This window comes from Amycolatopsis sp. NPDC059027 (assembly GCF_042739735.1).
Taxonomy (GTDB): domain Bacteria; phylum Actinomycetota; class Actinomycetes; order Mycobacteriales; family Pseudonocardiaceae; genus Amycolatopsis.
In genome coordinates this window covers 1-16963 of record NZ_JBHYIK010000097.1, presented here as the reverse complement: position 1 = coordinate 16963, position 16963 = coordinate 1, and the positions used below count along the sequence as shown (strand labels likewise).

At 69.6% G+C, this 16963-nt stretch carries 19 protein-coding genes; 10 read left to right on the top strand and 9 right to left on the bottom strand.

Features of this window, described 5'->3' with window-relative positions; genetic code table 11:
* Positions 1-207 precede the first annotated feature (207 nt).
* On the top strand, positions 208-834 hold the full coding sequence (locus ACFWY9_RS40600; protein ID WP_378341387.1) for a hypothetical protein: 627 nt from the start codon (positions 208-210) through the stop codon (positions 832-834).
* 75 nt (positions 835-909) lie between these two features.
* Here ACFWY9_RS40600 and ACFWY9_RS40595 read toward each other — a convergent pair whose 3' ends face one another.
* On the bottom strand, positions 910-1383 hold the full coding sequence (locus ACFWY9_RS40595) for a hypothetical protein (RefSeq protein WP_378341386.1): 474 nt from the start codon (positions 1381-1383) through the stop codon (positions 910-912).
* Positions 1384-1513: 130 nt separating this feature from the next.
* On the opposite strand from ACFWY9_RS40595, the gene ACFWY9_RS40590 reads away from it, so the two are divergent.
* On the top strand, positions 1514-2218 hold the full coding sequence (locus tag ACFWY9_RS40590) for an NUDIX domain-containing protein (protein ID WP_378330276.1): 705 nt from the start codon (positions 1514-1516) through the stop codon (positions 2216-2218).
* Here the strand turns inward: ACFWY9_RS40590 and ACFWY9_RS40585 are convergent.
* A complete protein-coding gene (locus tag ACFWY9_RS40585; protein WP_378330275.1) occupies positions 2155-2352 on the bottom strand; it encodes a hypothetical protein in 198 nt (65 codons plus the stop codon). The genes ACFWY9_RS40590 and ACFWY9_RS40585 overlap by 64 nt on opposite strands.
* 93 nt (positions 2353-2445) lie before the next feature.
* Positions 2446-3150: an NUDIX domain-containing protein gene (locus tag ACFWY9_RS40580; RefSeq protein ID WP_378330274.1), complete on the bottom strand. Its 705-nt coding sequence runs from the start codon at positions 3148-3150 to the stop codon at positions 2446-2448.
* A 170-nt stretch (positions 3151-3320) separates the two neighbouring features.
* On the opposite strand from ACFWY9_RS40580, the gene ACFWY9_RS40575 reads away from it, so the two are divergent.
* A complete protein-coding gene (locus tag ACFWY9_RS40575) occupies positions 3321-4211 on the top strand; it encodes a hypothetical protein (RefSeq protein WP_378341385.1) in 891 nt (296 codons plus the stop codon).
* 15 nt (positions 4212-4226) lie between these two features.
* Here the strand turns inward: ACFWY9_RS40575 and ACFWY9_RS40570 are convergent, their stop codons facing one another.
* From ACFWY9_RS40570 to ACFWY9_RS40555, 4 genes are all read right to left on the bottom strand, one after another.
* On the bottom strand, positions 4227-5315 hold the full coding sequence (locus tag ACFWY9_RS40570; protein ID WP_378341384.1) for an AAA family ATPase: 1089 nt from the start codon (positions 5313-5315) through the stop codon (positions 4227-4229).
* 9 nt (positions 5316-5324) lie between these two features.
* Positions 5325-6362 (bottom strand): aliphatic amidase, encoded by a 1038-nt coding sequence (locus ACFWY9_RS40565; protein ID WP_378330271.1) that lies wholly within the window; start codon positions 6360-6362, stop codon positions 5325-5327.
* 28 nt (positions 6363-6390) lie between these two features.
* Complete coding sequence (locus ACFWY9_RS40560; protein WP_378341383.1) at positions 6391-7008, bottom strand: AmiS/UreI family transporter; 618 nt, start codon at positions 7006-7008, stop codon at positions 6391-6393.
* Positions 7009-7093: 85 nt separating this feature from the next.
* Positions 7094-8170, bottom strand: coding sequence for a substrate-binding domain-containing protein (locus ACFWY9_RS40555; RefSeq protein WP_378341382.1), 1077 nt, complete (start codon positions 8168-8170; stop codon positions 7094-7096).
* 110 nt (positions 8171-8280) lie between these two features.
* Between ACFWY9_RS40555 and ACFWY9_RS40550 the strand changes: the two genes are divergently transcribed.
* The 7 genes from ACFWY9_RS40550 to ACFWY9_RS40520 all read left to right on the top strand — a co-directional run bounded on the left by ACFWY9_RS40550 (position 8281) and on the right by ACFWY9_RS40520 (position 14477).
* On the top strand, positions 8281-8718 hold the full coding sequence (locus ACFWY9_RS40550; RefSeq protein ID WP_378330268.1) for a MarR family transcriptional regulator: 438 nt from the start codon (positions 8281-8283) through the stop codon (positions 8716-8718).
* 387 nt (positions 8719-9105) lie between these two features.
* Positions 9106-9720, top strand: a complete 615-nt coding sequence (locus ACFWY9_RS40545; protein ID WP_378330267.1) for a helix-turn-helix domain-containing protein — start codon at positions 9106-9108, stop codon at positions 9718-9720.
* A gap of 61 nt (positions 9721-9781) precedes the next feature.
* Positions 9782-10966, top strand: a complete 1185-nt coding sequence (locus tag ACFWY9_RS40540; RefSeq protein WP_378341381.1) for an NAD(P)/FAD-dependent oxidoreductase — start codon at positions 9782-9784, stop codon at positions 10964-10966.
* Entirely contained in the window at positions 10963-11220 is a 258-nt protein-coding gene (locus tag ACFWY9_RS40535) for a (2Fe-2S)-binding protein (protein ID WP_378330265.1), read from the top strand. The genes ACFWY9_RS40540 and ACFWY9_RS40535 overlap by 4 nt, the downstream gene beginning before the upstream one ends.
* A complete protein-coding gene (locus tag ACFWY9_RS40530) occupies positions 11217-12554 on the top strand; it encodes an NAD(P)/FAD-dependent oxidoreductase (protein ID WP_378341380.1) in 1338 nt (445 codons plus the stop codon). Before ACFWY9_RS40535 ends, ACFWY9_RS40530 begins: the two co-directional genes overlap by 4 nt.
* A complete protein-coding gene (locus ACFWY9_RS40525) occupies positions 12551-13474 on the top strand; it encodes a dihydrodipicolinate synthase family protein (protein ID WP_378341379.1) in 924 nt (307 codons plus the stop codon). Before ACFWY9_RS40530 ends, ACFWY9_RS40525 begins: the two co-directional genes overlap by 4 nt.
* Before the next feature lies 1 nt (position 13475).
* The gene (locus tag ACFWY9_RS40520; protein ID WP_378341378.1) at positions 13476-14477 is read left to right on the top strand and encodes a proline racemase family protein; all 1002 of its coding nucleotides are present in this window, start codon (positions 13476-13478) and stop codon (positions 14475-14477) included.
* Positions 14478-14503: 26 nt separating this feature from the next.
* Here the strand turns inward: ACFWY9_RS40520 and ACFWY9_RS40515 are convergent, their stop codons facing one another.
* Positions 14504-15766 (bottom strand): alpha/beta fold hydrolase, encoded by a 1263-nt coding sequence (locus ACFWY9_RS40515; RefSeq protein WP_378341377.1) that lies wholly within the window; start codon positions 15764-15766, stop codon positions 14504-14506.
* A 78-nt stretch (positions 15767-15844) separates the two neighbouring features.
* A complete protein-coding gene (locus ACFWY9_RS40510; RefSeq protein WP_378341376.1) occupies positions 15845-16687 on the bottom strand; it encodes an alpha/beta fold hydrolase in 843 nt (280 codons plus the stop codon).
* Positions 16688-16963 lie beyond the last annotated feature (276 nt).

Below are 16963 nucleotides of genomic sequence, written 5' to 3'. Positions count from 1 at the left end.
GGGTGATTTTTTTGTTTGTGTGCGGGCTGGGCGCCAGCCCGCGCCGGGCCCCCGCCCCTTTTGACTCCCCCCAACCCGGCAGCGCATTCGAGAATTTCACAGTGAATAGTGCGGACGTCGATGGTGTGCTGGGTCACTTGACCGCGAAAGTCGTTCGTTCATAGCCTTTTCCGGGTCATCCCATCCCCGAATCGAAATGGGAAAACCATGGCGCTCTCCCAGTACTCCCGGCCGATCGCCGTCGTGCTCACCGCGGGAATCGTGTCCCTCGGGATCACCCCCGTCGCCACGGCCGCGACCGGTCCGGAAAACACGCCCGCCGTTCTCGCGCCCGCGCAGCAGGAAACCGTCCGTGCCGCGCTGCAGGAAGTGGTCACCACGAAGAACGTCGACGCGCTGATCGCCGCGGGCGACGCGGACACCGCGCGGCAGCTCGCCCCGGTCAAGGCGGCGCTGGCCGAGGACGGCGGTATCGACATCATCGGCGGGCTGAAGGAACTGCTGAAGTTCGCACAGCCGATCATCGTCCAGGCACTGCGGGTCGGCGGCCCGATCGCCGCGGACGTGCTGGAGACGATCGGGAACCTCGTCGCGGCGATCCCCGGGGTCGGCATCGGCGGCACCATCACCCAGGCCGTGCTCAAGCCGATCGCGCTGCTGATCAAGACGGGCGCCCCGGCGCTGGCCGACCTCATCGAGGGCATCAAGATCGAAGGTGTCGGGAAAAACCAGGCACGCCAGGTCATCACCGAGCACCTGCGCCAGGTCGAGAACCTGCCCGAGGACTCGGCCAAGGTGTTCGGCGCGGCGCTGGCCGAGGTCTACGGCTCCTGACCCGCGGACGGCAGGATGCCCCACTGTCCGGATAGGACGGTGGGGCATCCGCATCGGGAAAGCGTCGCCGCTCGGTCAGTTCTTGGGGTTCTGCGGAATGGTTTCCGGCGCGTACGCGTATACGGTGTTTCCCTGGACGAGCACGTGCCAGGCCGTGGCGCAGACGCGGTCGGTCCTGCCCTCCTGCCCGCTCGGCCACCAGTCGGCGGTCAGCGTCGCCGGTTTGGCGTCCGGCTTACCCGGCGCGCAGGTGCTGAGCGAGGCCGGGTCGTCGAGGGTGAAGCGCAGCAGTCGTTCGGAGCCGGTGGTCCGGATGACCTCGGTGACCGACTTCGCGGTGTCCGGCACCCAGTCCGGCAGCTTGACGTTCGCGTCGGCCTTGCCCGCCGCACCGGTCGCGTAGTCCACCGATTTGACGTGCCCGTTCGACGCTTCGGTGACGGCCTCGGAAAGCGCGCAGCCCGCCAAGGTGGTCACGCTCAGCGCGGCCGCGCCACCGGCGATCATGACGGTTGCGACCCGGCGAAGCTTCGTGTTCCTCGTGCTCATGTTCCCAGTCAAGCGGCGGAACAGCGGGGCGGCATCGGTCGTCCGGCCCGGTTCCCTCGGCCGGATGGCTGACCCTGCCCGCGGCCGCACCGCCTTTCTGTCGAGGTGACAAAAGGGCTAGGCTCGCGGGATGTCCCGCAGCCGTGCGCACCTGAAGGTCACCGTCACCGCGGATCTGGTGATTCTGACGATCCGGGACGCCCGGTTGCAGGTGCTGCTGGTGGAGCGTGGTGTCGAGCCGTTCGCCGGACGGCTCGCGTTGCCGGGCGGGTTCCTGCGTGGGGCGGAGAGCCTGGACGAGACGGCGGCGAGGGAGCTGGCGGAAGAGACCGGGATGGACGCCTCCGCCCTGCATCTCGACCAGATCGGCGTCTACTCCGCGCCGGACCGCGATCCGCGGGAACCACGGGTGATCACGTGCGCGTACCTGGCCATCGCCCCCGATCTGCCCCGGCCGACGGCGGGGTCGGACGCCCGGCTGGCCGGGTGGGTACCGGTCACCGAGGCGCGGCGGACCCGGCTGGCCTTCGACCACGACCGGATCCTGCGGGACGCGATCGATCTCGCCAAGGCGAAACTCCAGTTCACCACGGTGGCGACCGCGTTCTGCGGCCCGGAGTTCACCATCAGCGACCTGCGCGCGGTCTACGAGACGGTGTGGGGCGTCGAGCTGGACAAGCCCAACTTCCACCGCAAGGTCACCGACGCCGACGGGTTCGTCGTCGCGCTCGGCACGAAACGGTCGACGCCCAACGGCAGGCCGGCGGCCCTCTACCGCGCGGGAACGGCGTCGACGCTGATGCCGCCGATGATGCTGCCCCGCGACGATTCCTGATACCCCGCCGCGTGGACGGTCCGGCCGAGTTCCTGCTCCGCGCACCCGGCCGCGATGCCGCCCAGCACGGCTCCGGCGGCGAACGCGAGCGCCATCGTCCGGACCGCTCGCCCGATCGTGCACTGGATTCTCATCGCTCCCCCTCGTTTATGTCACAGCGACAATTGGCGATGGCGCAACGGTAACCCGACGCCACGCTTAGTGTCAACATGACGATAAGTCGTCGGTCACCGCGTGCGCAGCATCGCCGGGTGCAGCAGGGCGGCGGGTCCGCGCCGGTAGAGTGCCGCGGGGCGGCCGACCTGACGGGCGACGCGCTCGCCGGTGGGGATCAGGAATCCGGTGACGCCGGTGATCTTCCGGTGGAAGTTGCGGGGGTCGAGACTGGTGCCCCAGACGATCTCGTACACCTGGCGCAGATCGGTCATGGTGAATTCGGGTGGGCAGAACGCGGCCGCGAGCGTCGTGTACTCGAGCTTGCTCCGCGCCCGTTCGACCGCGTCGGCGATGATCTTCCTGTGGTCGAACGCGACCGCGGTCCGGGGGTGGAGCACCTCGTCCACCGGCAGCAGGATCGCCTCGCGGGCATCGCCGCCCGCGGTGGGCGACGGCAGGTTCGGGGAGAACGCGAGATAGCAGACGGTGACGACGCGACGCCGTGGATCCCGGTCCGGCGCGCCGTAGGTGGCCAGCTGCTCGAGATGCAGGTCGTCGGTGCCGAGCCCGGTCTCCTCGGCCAGCTCGCGGGCGGCGGCGGTGTCGAGGTCTTCGGTCTTCGAAGCCAGGAACCCGCCGGGCAGCGCGAGCATGCCTTCGTAGGGTGGAATTCCCCGGCGTACCAACATGATCTGCAGTGCGCCGGCGTGCACCGTGAGCACGGCGAGGTCGACGGCGACCGCGATCTCGGGGATCGTCCAGGCGTCGTCGGTCATTTTCCGCACCTTCGTGCCACGTTCGCGGTGACGGCGTGGGGTGCGGACGAACGGGTGTCCACGTCGCACAGTGTAACGGTGGCAGTAATCGTCTTGTTGACGAAAATGGGACGTTTGGTCTAGCCTTGCACCTTGCTTTTCACAATTTGCGCCTCGGAGCGAGGGATCACATGATTGTCATCCTGACCGCACTGGAGATCGAACACGCCGCGGTCCGCGCGCACCTGACCGGCGTCGAACGGCACCGCCACCGGGCCGGGACGCTCTTCGACGTCGGCACGCTGGCCGCGCGGCCGGGCCGCCGGGTCGCGCTGGCGGCGACCGGGATGGGCAACATCACCGCGGCGGCGCTGACCGAGCGCGCGATCGCGGAGTTCGACCCGTCGATGCTGATGTTCGTCGGGGTGGCCGGTGGCCTGCGCGACTGGCTCCGGCTCGGCGACGTCGTGGTGGCCACCCGGGTGTACGGCTACCACGGCGGCCGCAGCGAGGACGCGGAATTCCTCGCCAGGCCGCGCGCGTGGGAGACCTCGCACCGGGCGGAACAGACCGCGCGGTGGCTGGCCCGCTCCTCCGGCTGGTACCGGCCGATGCCTTCGGCGGCCCCGTCCGCCGTGCCGGTGGTGCACTTCGAGCCGGTCGCGGCGGGGGACGTCGTGCTCAACTCACGGGTTTCGGATCTGGCGCACCAGCTTCGCCGGACCTACAACGACGCGGTCGCCATCGAGATGGAGAGCGCCGGATTCGCCGTCGCCGGTCACCTCAACGACCGTGTCCCGTCGATCACCGTCCGGGGGATCAGTGATCTCGCGGGCGGCGCGAAGGACCAGACCGACGGCGAGGGCTGGCAACAGGTCGCGGCCAGGAACGCGGCGGCCTTCGCGGTCGCCGTGGCGGCGGATCTCGAAGACGACGGGAAGGATCCTCCCGGGCGCGGTGGGCCGTCGGGGCCGCCCGCCGCGCCGCCGGTGCCGGAGATACACACCACCAATACCGTCAACGGCAACGCCCGTTCCGTCATCCAGACCGGTGTCCACCACGGTGACATCAACATCGGCTGAACCACCGGGACGGGTTCAGGACTCGTCGTGCGGAGCGGCGTGGGTGGTCACCACCCCGCCGGAAACCCGCACGGCGATGGAAAGAGGGGAGCCCTGGCCGGGGGAGTGCTTCAGCACCTCCCCGGCCACGGGGGAAGCGACGAGCGTACGCAGCGCGCGCCGCAACCCGCGTGCGCCGTAAACCGGGTCGAATCCCTTCTCTCCCAACAGATCCACGACGTCGTCGGTGACGTCCAGGTGTATTCCCCGTCGTCGCAGGCGACGGCTCAGCAGCTCGATCTCCAGTGCCGCGATCCGGCGCGCCGTCGGCCGGTCGATCTCCCCGAACACCACGGTCTCGTCGATCCGGTTCAGGAACTCCGGGTCGAAGAAGTCCCGCAGCGCGCGGTCGACGACCGTCTCTGCGGGCAGCGCGCCGATCCCGAGCCCCAGCCGGTCCGCCGCGCGCCGCCACGGCGCCGCGCGACGTCTGGCCAGTTCGGCCGAGCCGAGGTTGGAGGTGAGGAACACGAAGCAGTTGCGGAAGGAGATCTTCTCCTGCCCGTTCGCAAGCCGCAGTATCCCGGTGTCCAGCACCTGCAGCAGGGCCCGCAACACCGTTGGATGTGCCTTCTCGACCTCGTCGAACAGCACGATCCCCGGGGTGTACGGGTCACCCTCCACTGTGGACCGATCGAAGAGGCTGTACGCCTCCTTCGCGCCCGCGTAGCCCGGCGGCGCACCACTGAATGACGCGGCGTAGTGCTCCTGTGCCAACGAGTTCATGTCCACCCGGCACAGATCGTCCGGTCCCGACCGCAGCAGCGCGGCCACCTGGCGGACCAGCTCGGTCTTGCCGACGCCGGTGGGGCCGATCAGCAACAGGTTGGCGGGCGGGCGGTCCGGGTCCTGCGCGCCGGCCTTGGCCAGCGTCAGCGCCCGGACCACCGCGTCCACCGCCGTGTCCTGGCCGAGTACCCGGCCACGCAGCTTTTCGGCCGCCGCGGCCGGGTCGAAGGAACCGGGCGGGCGCTTCACCGAGCCGGCAGCGCCGTCAGTGTCGTTTTCGGACTGTTCGGGCCCGCGCCGGTTCTGGTCGTGGAACATGTCGGTCAGGTACGGCATTCCCGTTCCCTACGCCTGCTTGGTCTGCTCGACCGGCAGTGTGCCGACGCGGCAGTCGGCCACGCCGACTGTGTCACGGGTGATCGTTTCCACGTTCTCCTGCGCTTTCTGCGCGTCGGTGACCCAGAGTTTGTAGAACTCGAACGGGCAATCCGCGACGCCCTTGTCGCCGTCGCCCGCAGCGTGGACACCGGAGTAACCCCGGTGCAGGAGCTTGAAAAGGTGGTTCTGCGACTGGTCGTGCTCGCGGGCGTCGCGGATCGCCGACAACGACAGTTGCGCGTACTGGATGCCGTATTCCTCTTCGCCGGTTTCGCCGAGTGTGCGCCCGTCGAATCCGATGATCGACGAATGCCCGAAGTAGGAATAGACGCCGTCGAAGCCGGCGGCGTTGGCGACGGCCACGTAACAGTTGTTGGCCCAGGCCATCGACTTGGCCATGATCACCTGCTGGTCCTTGGCCGGGTACATGTAGCCCTGGCAGCGCACGATCAGTTCGGCGCCCTTCATCGCGCAGTCCCGCCAGATCTCCGGGTAGTTCCCGTCGTCGCAGATGATCAGCGAGATCTTCATACCCTTCGGGCCGGCGGTGACGTAGGTCGAGTCGCCGGGGTACCAGCCCTCGATCGGGCACCACGGCAGGATCTTGCGGTACTTCTGCACGATGTCGCCGCGGTCGTTGATCAGCACGAGGGTGTTGTAGGGCGGCTTGTTCGGGTGGTCCTCGTGCTGTTCGCCGGTGATGGAGAAGACGCCCCAGGTACCGGCCTCGCGACAGGCCGCGGCGAAGATGTCGGTCTCCTCGCCGGGAACGGTGGCCGCGGTCGCGTACATCTCGTCCTGGTCGTACATGATGCCCTGCGTCGAGTACTCCGGGAACACGACGAGGTCCATGCCCGGCAGCCCGGACTTCATGCCCACCACCATTTCGGCGATCTTGCGGGCGTTGTCGAGCACTTCCGCCTTGGTGTGCAGGCGCGGCATCTTGTAGTTGACCACCGCGACGCCGACCGTGTCGGGGCTGGCGGAAATGTCACCGTGTCGCATGAGGACTCCTCTTCTCCGGGACGGGTTTTCAGGTCGTCGAGACAGCGGGTTCGGCGGCGGGCGTGCGTGCGCTTAGCACCGCGGCGGCCACCAGCAGCACCACGGCGACGGCGGCGGCGAGCAATCCGGCACCCGCGCCGGTGGAGTAGCCGCCGGTCAGGCCGAGGAACGCGGGCACCGAACAGGTCGGCTGGCTGAACAGGACGACGGTCCAGCCGGTGAACCGGGTCAGCCGGTCCATGCCGAGCCCGAGCACCAGGAAGAACAACGTCCACAGCAGCGCCCAGGCCAGCCAGATCACCCCGAACACCGGATCGTGGTCGTGCCAGAAGGAAATCCCGGCGTACACCACCGCGGCGCCCGCCACGAACAGCGAGAACCAGCCGATGCCCTCGGGCGGTAGCCCGGCGAGGTTCGCGATGCCGACGTACAGGTAGGTGAAGCCGAACAGGTATAGGCCGGACGCGGCGAGGATCGCGTTCTGCTGCCCGCCCGCCTGGATGATCAGCACCGTCGGGGTGACGCACTGCAGCCCGCCGACGAACAGGTTCAGCGGCGCGGCCGCCCGCGCCGGGACCCGGCCGAGCAGCATCAGGCCGTTGATCAGGAGTACGGCACCGACGTAGAGCAGGCCGACGTTGCCCATGCTCACCTCCGCGTAATGCGCATCACGTGGAATAATTTCAGATGAAAGTAAGCGGTGGCATCGAGCACGTCAAGCCGGGTGGGCCTTACAGCCGGGTGAGAACCTCGAAGTCGTAGCCGTCGGCCACGGCGAGGTGGACGTGCTGGTCGGCCTGCTGACCGCGGAACTCGATCGTGCCGCGCGGGCCGTGGTAGGCGACTCCGTCGATCGCGGCGTTGAGCGCGGGCAGGTCGGGAGTTCCCGCTCGCCGCACCAGTTCCGCCAGCGTGTGCAGTCCCTCGTAGCAGGACTCGGCCGCGTTGTTCAGCGCGGGCGCGCCGGCGCCGTGCCGTTCGACGTACCGGCCGAGCAGGTCCATCGCGTCGGCGGTGACCATCGACCGGAAGTAGGCCGCGGACACGTACAGGTTGCCGGTCGCGTGCGCGCCGCTGGCCAGCAACATGTTCTCCTCCATCAGCGGGCTGAACCGGATCAGCCGGTCGGAGAGCCCGTGGGCGGCGAAACTGCGGTTGAACCGCACCGCGTCCTGGCCGACCAGCAGCATGAGCACACCGTCGCATGTGGACGATTCGATGGAACGGACCACTGTGGACATATCGCCGGAGCCGAGCCCGACGAACGCCTCGCCGGTGATCCGCAGGCCCAGTTCGCGTGCGTAGTGGTGGACCGCCTTCGCCGACCGGCGCGGCCACACGTAGTCGTCACCGACGACGAACCAGCGGCGCATCCCGAGCTGATCCCGCAGCCAGCGCAGGGCGGGCTCGATCTGACATCGCGGCGTCTCGCCGGAGCAGAAGATGCCCGCGCGCCGCTCGCCGCCTTCGTACAGTGACGTGTACACGTAAGGAACCCGATCGGCCACGACCGGGGCGAGCGCGTGCCGGACCGAGGAGATGTGCCAGCCACTGACCGCGTCCGCCCGGCCGTCCTCGACGAGCACGCGCAGATCCGCGGCCACCTGATCGGGCGACGCGCCGCCGTCGACGATCTCGGCCTCGACCTGTCTGCCGAGGATGCCGCCGGACTCGTTGAGCTCGTGCACGGCCAGGTCGGTGATCGCCTCGCAGGACGGACCGAACAGCCCGGCGGGACCCTGCAGCGGGACCACCATGGCGACGCGCCAGGTGTCGTCGCGGTTCCGCGTGGCGAGGCGGTTGGGCATGGCGCTCCGTGCGGTTGCCCGGTAAGGTCAGGTTGCTTTCACCTGGAAGTATTGTCGCGGTGGCCCTGTTTTGGCAAGTTCCGCGGCCGGAGGGGCGGAGGACGGGCGACATGGGGTCACGCGGCACGCGGCTTCCGGCGGTGTCCGCGTCCGGTACGCCGCTCACCGGCGCGCTGATCCGGGCGGCGCGGGCCGTGACGGCCAGGGTCGAGCAGGTGCTCGCCGCCGAAGGACTGACACTGGACCAATGGCTGGCGCTCGACGCGCTGACCGGGCGCGGCGGACTGGCCATGACCGACCTCGCCGACCGCACGCTGACCACCGGCCCGACCCTGACCAGGGTGGTGGACCGCCTGGTGGGGACCGCCCAGGCCTATCGCGAGGTGGACGCGGGCGACCGGCGGCGGGTCCTGGTCCACCTCAGCGCCCGCGGGCGCGCGACCCATCGGCGGATCGCGGCGAGGATCGGCGAAGTGGAGGCCGAGGTGCTGGCCGACCTCAGCGCGCCGGACGAGCTGCTGACGGATCTGCGGCGTCTCGGCGGCTGAGTTCGCGGCGGTCCCATACCGAGGGACGCCCTGGGTGCGTCCACCGCACCGAGGGGCGCCCTCGTCGCATTCAGTGCACCAAGGGCGTCCCTCGGCGCATCGGATGGTGGTGATCGGTCCATTCGCGACGGTCGTGTCGCGAACGGGTCGTTCGGGACGTTGAACGTCGCGGACGCGTCGTTCAGGACGTGAGGGGCAGGCGAGGTGGGCCCCCGGGCGCCCGCGAGGAGGTACGAAGCGCCCTGCCGCGATGCACTGAAGGCGTCCTTCAGCGCGCTCGGTGCACTGAAAGCGCCCTCCAGCACGGCGAGTGCACCGAAGGCGTCCTTCGGCACGGCCGCGTCCCAGTCCCGGGGTAGCCTCGCGTCAGCGACGGGAGGAGTGCGCGTGGTCCGGGAACAGGCTGGTCAGGTGCTGGCCGCGAACCTGAGGGTGTTGCGTGCGCAGGCCGGGCTGTCCCTTTCGGAGCTGGCGCGGCGGTCGGGGATCGCGAAGGGGACGTTGTCGCAGCTGGAGTCCGGCGGCGGGAATCCCACCATCGAGACAGTGTTCAGTTTGTCGAACGCTCTGGAGGTGCCGGTCTCGTCGCTGCTCACCGAGCGGGTCGATCCCGACGTCGTGCTGGTGCGTTCGGCGGGTCTCGACGTGCTCAGCAGCAACGCGGTCGATCTGCGGATGCTGCGGCGGATGGACGTGACCGACACCGTGTTCGAGCTGTACGACCAGCGAGTCCGGCCGGGCGAGGTGCAGCATTCGGCCGGCCATCCCGGCAACGAGCATGTCGTGGTCACCTCCGGGCGGCTGCGGGTAGGTCCCCCCGACTCGCCGTTCGAGCTGGGGCCCGGCGACTACGTCTGCTTTCCGGCCCGGGGGCCGCACATCTACGAGACCATCGACGGCCCGGTGGTGTCCGTGCTGCTGCTGGAGTATCCGGCCGACGCCGGGCCGCCGACGCTCGGCGGATCGTGTGCGCGGCCGGTCCCCGCGCCCGGCGAGGGTTGACCGGGGGACGCCGGGCCGCCTAACCTCCCAATCGTTCATTTCAATGAACGGTGGTGAGTGAATGGGGCACCCTGACGTCGTGGTGGCCGGAGCGGGTGTCGTCGGTGCCGCGTGCGCGGAGGCGCTGAGCCGGGCAGGACTGCGGGTCGTCGTGCTCGACCGTGACGCGCTCGCGAGCGGGACCACGGCGGCGGGCGAGGGCAACGTTCTGGTGTCCGACAAGGAACCCGGCCCGGAACTGCGGCTGGCACAGGCCTCCCGCCGACGATGGCCCGAACTTCTCGCGGAACTGCGCGAGGAGCTCGGGCACGAACTCGCCGAGGTGGAATGGGAGCCGAAGGGCGGCCTCGTCGTCGCCACCACCGACGACTCCGTGCCGCCGCTGCGGGAGTTCGCGGCCGCCCAGCGGGAGGCCGGGGTACGGGCCGAGCCGATCGGGCTCGACGATGCCGCGAGCCTCGAACCCCGGCTCACCAGGACCCTCACCGCCGCGATCCACTACCCCGAGGACGCCCAGCTCCAGCCCGTCCTGGCCGCGACCACCCTGCTCGCTGCCGTGAAAGCCCGCGGCGGGCAGGTCCGCTCCGGCGTCGAAGCACTCGGCGTTCTCCGCACCGGAACCGGTGCCGTACGGGCGATCCGGACCAGCCACGGCACCATCGCGTGCGCCGCGGTGGTGAACGCCTGCGGCCCGTGGGCGGGCGCCTTCGCGAAGGAGTGCGGCGCGCCGATCGCCGTCCTGCCCCGGCGGGGCATGGTGCTGGTGACGGCGCCGCTGCCGCCGGGCACCATACGGCACAAGGTGTACGACGCGGACTACGTCGGAGCGGTGGCCAGCGGCGACGCCGACCTCCAAACGTCCACAGTGGTCGAATCGACCCGGGCGGGGACCGTCCTCATCGGATCGAGCCGCCAGCGCGCGGGTTTCGACGAGACGGTCCGGTTCGATGTGCTGCGCGAGCTGGCGCGCAAGGCCGCCGCGTTGTTCCCGGTGCTGGCGAACGTCCCGGTCATGCGGGCTTACGGCGGATTCCGGCCCTATGCGCCCGACCACCTCCCGGTCATCGGCGAGGATCCGCGACTGCCCGGCCTCTGGCACGTCACCGGGCACGAGGGCGCGGGCATCGGGCTCGCGGCCGCGACCGGTCAGCTGGTGGCCGAGCTCTTCACCGGCCGTGAGTCCACAATGGACGCCACGCCGTTCCGGGTCGGCCGGACGGCGGTTGTCGAGGAGGTGCGGGCGTGAGGGTCGAGGTCGACGGGCAGACGGTCGACGCGAAACCGGGGCAGACGGTGGCCGGACTGCTCCTCGGTCTCGGCCGGACGTCCTGGCGGAGTACGCGAAACGGCGGCAAACCCCGGGGCGTCTTCTGCGGGATCGGCGTCTGCTTCGACTGTCTCGTGGTGGTCAACGGGATCCCGGACGTCCGCGCGTGCCAGCGGCTGCTGGCCGACGGCGACGATGTCCGCACGCAACACGGCGCGGAGCTGCCGTCATGAGCGCCGTGGTGGTCGTGGGTGCCGGCCCCGCCGGGACGGCCGCCGCCGAAGCGGCCGCGAGTGCGGGCTGCCGGGTCGTGCTGATCGACTCCGCGGCCCGGCTCGGCGGGCAGTTCCATCGGCAGGATTCCTTGCAGGATACGGAGAAGTTCGTACTACACCACAATGTGGAGCACCTGGCCGGGACCGCGGTGGCCGGGCTCGAGCCCCTCGAACGCGGGCATCGGCTGCACCTGCGTACCGGCCAGGCGGACGGTCCACAAAGGATTGCCCGCAGTGTCGACACGACGGCCCTCGTACTGGCCACTGGCGCTTACGACCGTGCGTTGCCTTTCCCCGGCTGGGAACTTCCCGGCGTCTACACCGCCGGTGCCGCGCAGGCGCTGGCGAAGGGGCAGCGAGTCGCCGTCGGGAAGCGAGTGCTGCTGGCCGGAACCGGGCCGTTTCTGTTGCCTGTAGCGGATTCGCTGCTCGACGTCGGCGCGCAGCTCGTCGGTGTGCTGGAGGCGAACAGCTCCGGGATGGGCTGGCTGCGCGAGCCCGCGGCGTTGTTCGCCGGTCACCGCAAGGCCGCCGAACTCGCCGGTTACGTACGGATGCTGGGCAGGCACCGGGTGCCGTACCGATCACGGACCACGGTGATCGCGGCGCACGGCCGTGACCGGGTCGAAGCGGTCACCACCGCGCGCCTCGACCACGAGTGGCGTGTGCGCAGCGGCAGCGAGCGCCGGTTCGCGGTCGACGCCGTGTGTGTCGGTTTCGGGTTCTTGCCCCAGCTCGAACTCGCCGTGTCGGCGGGTTGTGCCTTGGACGGCGGGTTCGTCATGGTGAACGCCGCGCAGGCGACGTCCGTCCCCGGGGTGTTCGCGGCGGGGGAGCTGACCGGCATCGGCGGCGCGGACCTCGCCGCGGCCGAAGGGACTGTCGCAGGAATCGCGGCGGCGCAATCTCTTGGCGCTTCCGTGGAGGTACCGCACCGAGCTTTGCGCCAGGTCAAGGAGGGCCGGACCTTCGCGGAGGGGCTCGCCCGCGCCTATCCCGTCCGCAACGGATGGCGGACGTGGCTGGACGACGACACGCTCGTCTGCCGCTGCGAGGAAGTCTCCCGGCGTGAGCTGTTAGACAGCGTCGAACGGCGTGACGCGCTCGGTGTCCGCTCGCTGAAACTCGTCAGCCGCGCCGGACTCGGCCTGTGCCAGGGCCGGATCTGCGGCCGGAACGTCGCGGAGCTGACCGGGACGTCGCCCGACGGGTTCGCCCGGCGTCCGATCGCCGCGCCGATCCGGCTCGGTGAACTGTCCGAAGTGGAATCACCATGGGAGGGAAAGGCATGACGCAGGAGAAACTCGACGGGGTTATCGTCGCCACCGCGCTGCCCTACGCCGAGGACGCGACGGCTCCGGCTGGGCTCCGCGTGGACTACGACCGTTACGCCGAACACTGCCGGTGGCTCCTCGAGAACGGCTGCCGCGGTATCGGGCCGAACGGTTCGCTCGGCGAGTATTCGTCGCTGACCGAGGAAGAACGTCGCCGGGTGGCGCGCACCGCGATCGAGGCGGCGGGCGACGACGGCATCGTGGTCGTCGGCGTCCATGGCGTCGGCGCGCACCAGGCAAGGGAATGGGCGGAGAAGGCCGCCGAAGACGGCGCGCACGGCGTGCTGTGCCTGCCGCCGACGATGTACCGCGCGAACAAGGGCGAGGTGCTGCACCACTACGAGCAGGTGGCGAGCGTCGGGCTGCCGGTGATGGTCTACAACAACCCGATCGACACCAAGGTCGACCTCACGCCCGCCGTGCTCGCGGAGATCGCGCAGCTGGACAACGTCGTCGCGGTCAAGGAGTTCTCCGGCGATGTCCGGCGCGTGCTGGAGATCAAGGAACGCGCACCCGGACTGACCATTGTGGCCGGTGCGGACGACGTCGCGCTGGAGGCCGTGCTGATGGGCGCCACCGGCTGGTTCGCCGGTTTCCCCAACGTGTTCCCCGCCGAGTCCGCGCACCTGTTTTCCTTGGCGCGACAGGGAAAACTGGCCGAGGCGCGGGCACTGTACGAACCGCTGGTCGCCGCGTTCCGCTGGGATTCCCGCACCGAATTCGTCCAGGCGATCAAACGCGGTATGGAGCTGGTCGGTCGTTTCGGCGGGCCGTGCCGCCCGCCGCGCGGTCCGTTGCCCGTCGAACAACTGGCGTTGCTCGACGCCGACATGCGGCGTGCCGTCGACTTCCTGCGCGCGCACCCGGTGGCGGCCTGACATGCGGGCTTCGCGGTACTTCAGCGCGGTCGACTCACACACCGAGGGCATGCCGACGCGGGTCGTCACCGGCGGTGTCGGGGTGATCCCCGGCGCCACGATGGCGGAGCGGCGCGAGCACTTCATGGCGCACCTCGACCACCTGCGCGAGCTGCTGATGAACGAGCCGCGCGGCCACGCGGCGATGAGCGGCGCGATCCTGCAGCCGCCGACGCGGGCGGACGCGGACTGGGGAGTCCTCTACATCGAGGTGTCCGGCTGCCTGCCGATGTGCGGTCACGGCACCATCGGCGTCGCCACGGTCCTGGTGGAGACCGGGATGGTCACGGTGACCGAGCCGGTGACGCGGGTCCGGCTCGACACCCCCGCCGGGCTCGTCGTCGCCGAGGTGGCAGTCTCCGACGGGCGGGCCAAGGCGGTCACGATCCGGAACGTGCCGTCGTTCTCGTACCAGCTCGACGCCGAAGTGGACGTTCCAGGGCTCGGCAGAATCCGTTACGACATGGCGTACGGCGGGAACTTCTACGCCATCCTGCCGCTCGCCGAGCTCGGCATCCCGTTCGACAAGTCCGAAAAGGACCGGATGCTCGGTGCCGGACTGTCCATCATGGACGCGATCAACAAGGAGAACCGGCCGGTGCATCCGGCCGACGTCGGCATCGGCGGCTGCAAGCACGTCCAGTTCGTCGCCCCCGGCGCCGACGGGAGCGACGCGCGCAACGCGATGGCCATCCATCCCGGCTGGTTCGACCGTTCTCCTTGCGGTACCGGGACTTCCGCGCGAATGGCACAGCTGCACGCACGCGGCGAACTGCCTCTGGAACAGGACTTCGTCAACGAATCGCTGCTCGGGACCCGGTTCATCGGCAGGCTTGTCGAAGAGACGTCGGTCGGCGGCTTACCAGCGGTCGTGCCCACCGTCACCGGCAGTGCGTGGATCACCGGGATGGGGCAGTATCTGCTCGATCCCGATGATCCGTTCCCGAGGGGATTCACTCTGTGAACCGGCTCCGGCGTCCACAGTAGACGTCAGACCCGGCTCGTCGTCATGTCCATGAGCCGGGTCAGGAACTTTTCACCGTCGGTGTGGATTCCGTCGTGCTCGGCCTCGTTCGTGACCCATGTCCGCAGGTTGCCCACCGATGCCGCGGTCGCGAGCGAGAGGCCGGCGTCGACGTACATGTCGTCGTGGTACACGAGAGCGGCGACCGGCACGGTGTTGGCAGCCAGTTTCGCCGGGTCGTAGAACATGGGCCAGTCGTCCACTGTGGACAGAATCTCGGCGGCACCGGCGAAGGGCCGCAGCGCGCGGATGTCCTCGAACATCCACGGGTACACCATCTCCCCGGTGAACAGCAGCGGATCGGCGTCCTCGGCGAACTCCGGCAACGCCGCCATCGCGCGGTGCGCCGCCCAGGCTGTCGGAGTCGTGCCCTGGCCGTAGATGCATTCCTGGAGTACCGCATACAGCGGACGGTCGGCGAACCCGGTGGCGTTCAGGGCCGCCAGCAGGAACGTGTCCGAGACCTCGGTACCGTCGAAGGCCTCGTCGAGCAGCCAATGCGTGTGTTCGAAGGCGTCGGACATCCCGAAGCGGAAGCCGAGCAGCCGGAGCCGCCGCGGCGTCAGCCGATCACCGTCCGGCAGCCGGACGTCGTGCGTAGCGAGGTGGTCGGCCAGGCGTCGCATCGTTTCGCGGTCTTTCGGGTACCGCGCGTAGAACTCGGCCGTCTTGGCGCGGACCCGGGGGTAGAGGCGGGCGTAGACCTCGTCGGCGGTCGCCGTGATCCCGGGGAGCCCGCCGGTGATGTGGCAGGCACGCAGTCCTTCTGGTGCGAGCGACAAATAGCTGAGCGTGAGGAAGCCGCCGTAGCTCTGGCCCAGGGTTTCCCACGGTTCGTCGCCGCACAGCCGGGCCCGGATCAGCTCGCAGTCGGCCACGATGGCGTCGGCCCGGAAATGCCGGAGGTACGCCGCGAGCGTCGTCGCGTCCATCCGCGCGGCCGTCCGGCTCGTGACCGGGGTGCTGCGGCCGGTGCCCCGTTGATCCAGCAGCAGTACGCGGTGTGTGCGCAATGCGTGTTCGATCCAGCCGCCCTTGCGCACCGGGCGTGGCGATTTGCCGCCGGGGCCGCCCTGCAGGAAGAGAAGCCACGGAAGCCTGTCGCCGACCCGTGCCGGATCGGCCAGCTCCCGTGCGAACACCTCGATCGACGGTCCGGACGGGTCGCCGTGATCCAGCGGGACGTCGAATACATGGTCGGTGACGGCGAATCCGGGCAGGCGGGGCATCAAGGTCCTTTCTCGCGGCGGTACGGAAATCCTAGCCGGGACGGTGCGGCCCGGCCGGGATTTCCGTCGCCGCGAGGGTCAGCCGAGCCGGGCGAGGATGTCCGCGGCTTCGCCTGCCTGCCGGAGAAAGCCGCCGTGGCTGCTCGCCAGGGAGTGCACCTCGAACGGGTTTTCCGGGGTGAGCGCGTCGGCCTCCTTGATGTAGAGGTCCTGTGCGGCCGGCGGCATGGCCCTGTCCTCGGTGAGCCGGATGTACGTGTGCGGGACGCGGCCCCAGGTGTCCTTGTCCGCGCGGTGATCCCATTCCGGATCGTCCAGCCACAACACTTCGTCCGGCTGCATGGCGGCGAGGGCGCGGAGGAAGCCCTCGTCGGTGAGTTCGCCGGTGATCGCCTCGCGCAGCGCGGTGACCTGCGCCCGATCGGCGCCACGCCAGTTCAGCCGGAGGCAGCCGATCACGGCCGGGTCCCCGGCGAGCAGCGGAGCGGTGGCGGGGAACAGCGCGCTGTCGGCCCACTCCGGGAGCCGCGGGTATTCGCCGGGCGCCCGATCGACAGGACACTGCGCGGCGATGTAGACGAGCCTGCCGAGTAATTCGGGAGCCGCGTTGGCCACGCCGGTCGTGATGAGCCCGCCGAAACTGTGTGCCACCAGTACGACCGGCCCGTATTCGTGGACGCGGCGGACCACGTCCAGCACGTGCCCGATCATGTCCGCCGCCGTGACGCCGGCGATCGGCGACGGCTCTTTCGCGAACGTCTCCAGGTCCTGCTCGTGATAGGCGCGGGAGAATCCCGCGCCGCGTCCCGGAAGATCGACCGCGATCGTCCGATGGCCGCGCAGGGCCATTTCCTGCTGGAGCGCCGTCCAGCTCTGTGCGCTACCGGCGGATCCGTGCACCAATACGTAAGTGGGAGCCATGCGGCGATTATGAGCAAAGATTTCCGGCTTAGCCAAGCTTGTGCCCACAAGGGCCGCGAATTCCGCCCCATGGTGCGAATTACCCGGGTTAATCTGAAAAGGGAAAAGTAAGGTGGCGCATGGCCACGTTCGTATTATACCGCGTTTGCTGCGATGTGGCCAGCGTTTTCGGGGTCGAAGTCCGTGAATGCCACATTGAGGGAATCAGAGTCCCTCAATGTGGCATTCACGGCGCGCTGGCCTGAAGGTGCGACGAGGGCGTCCCTGGGTGCGGGG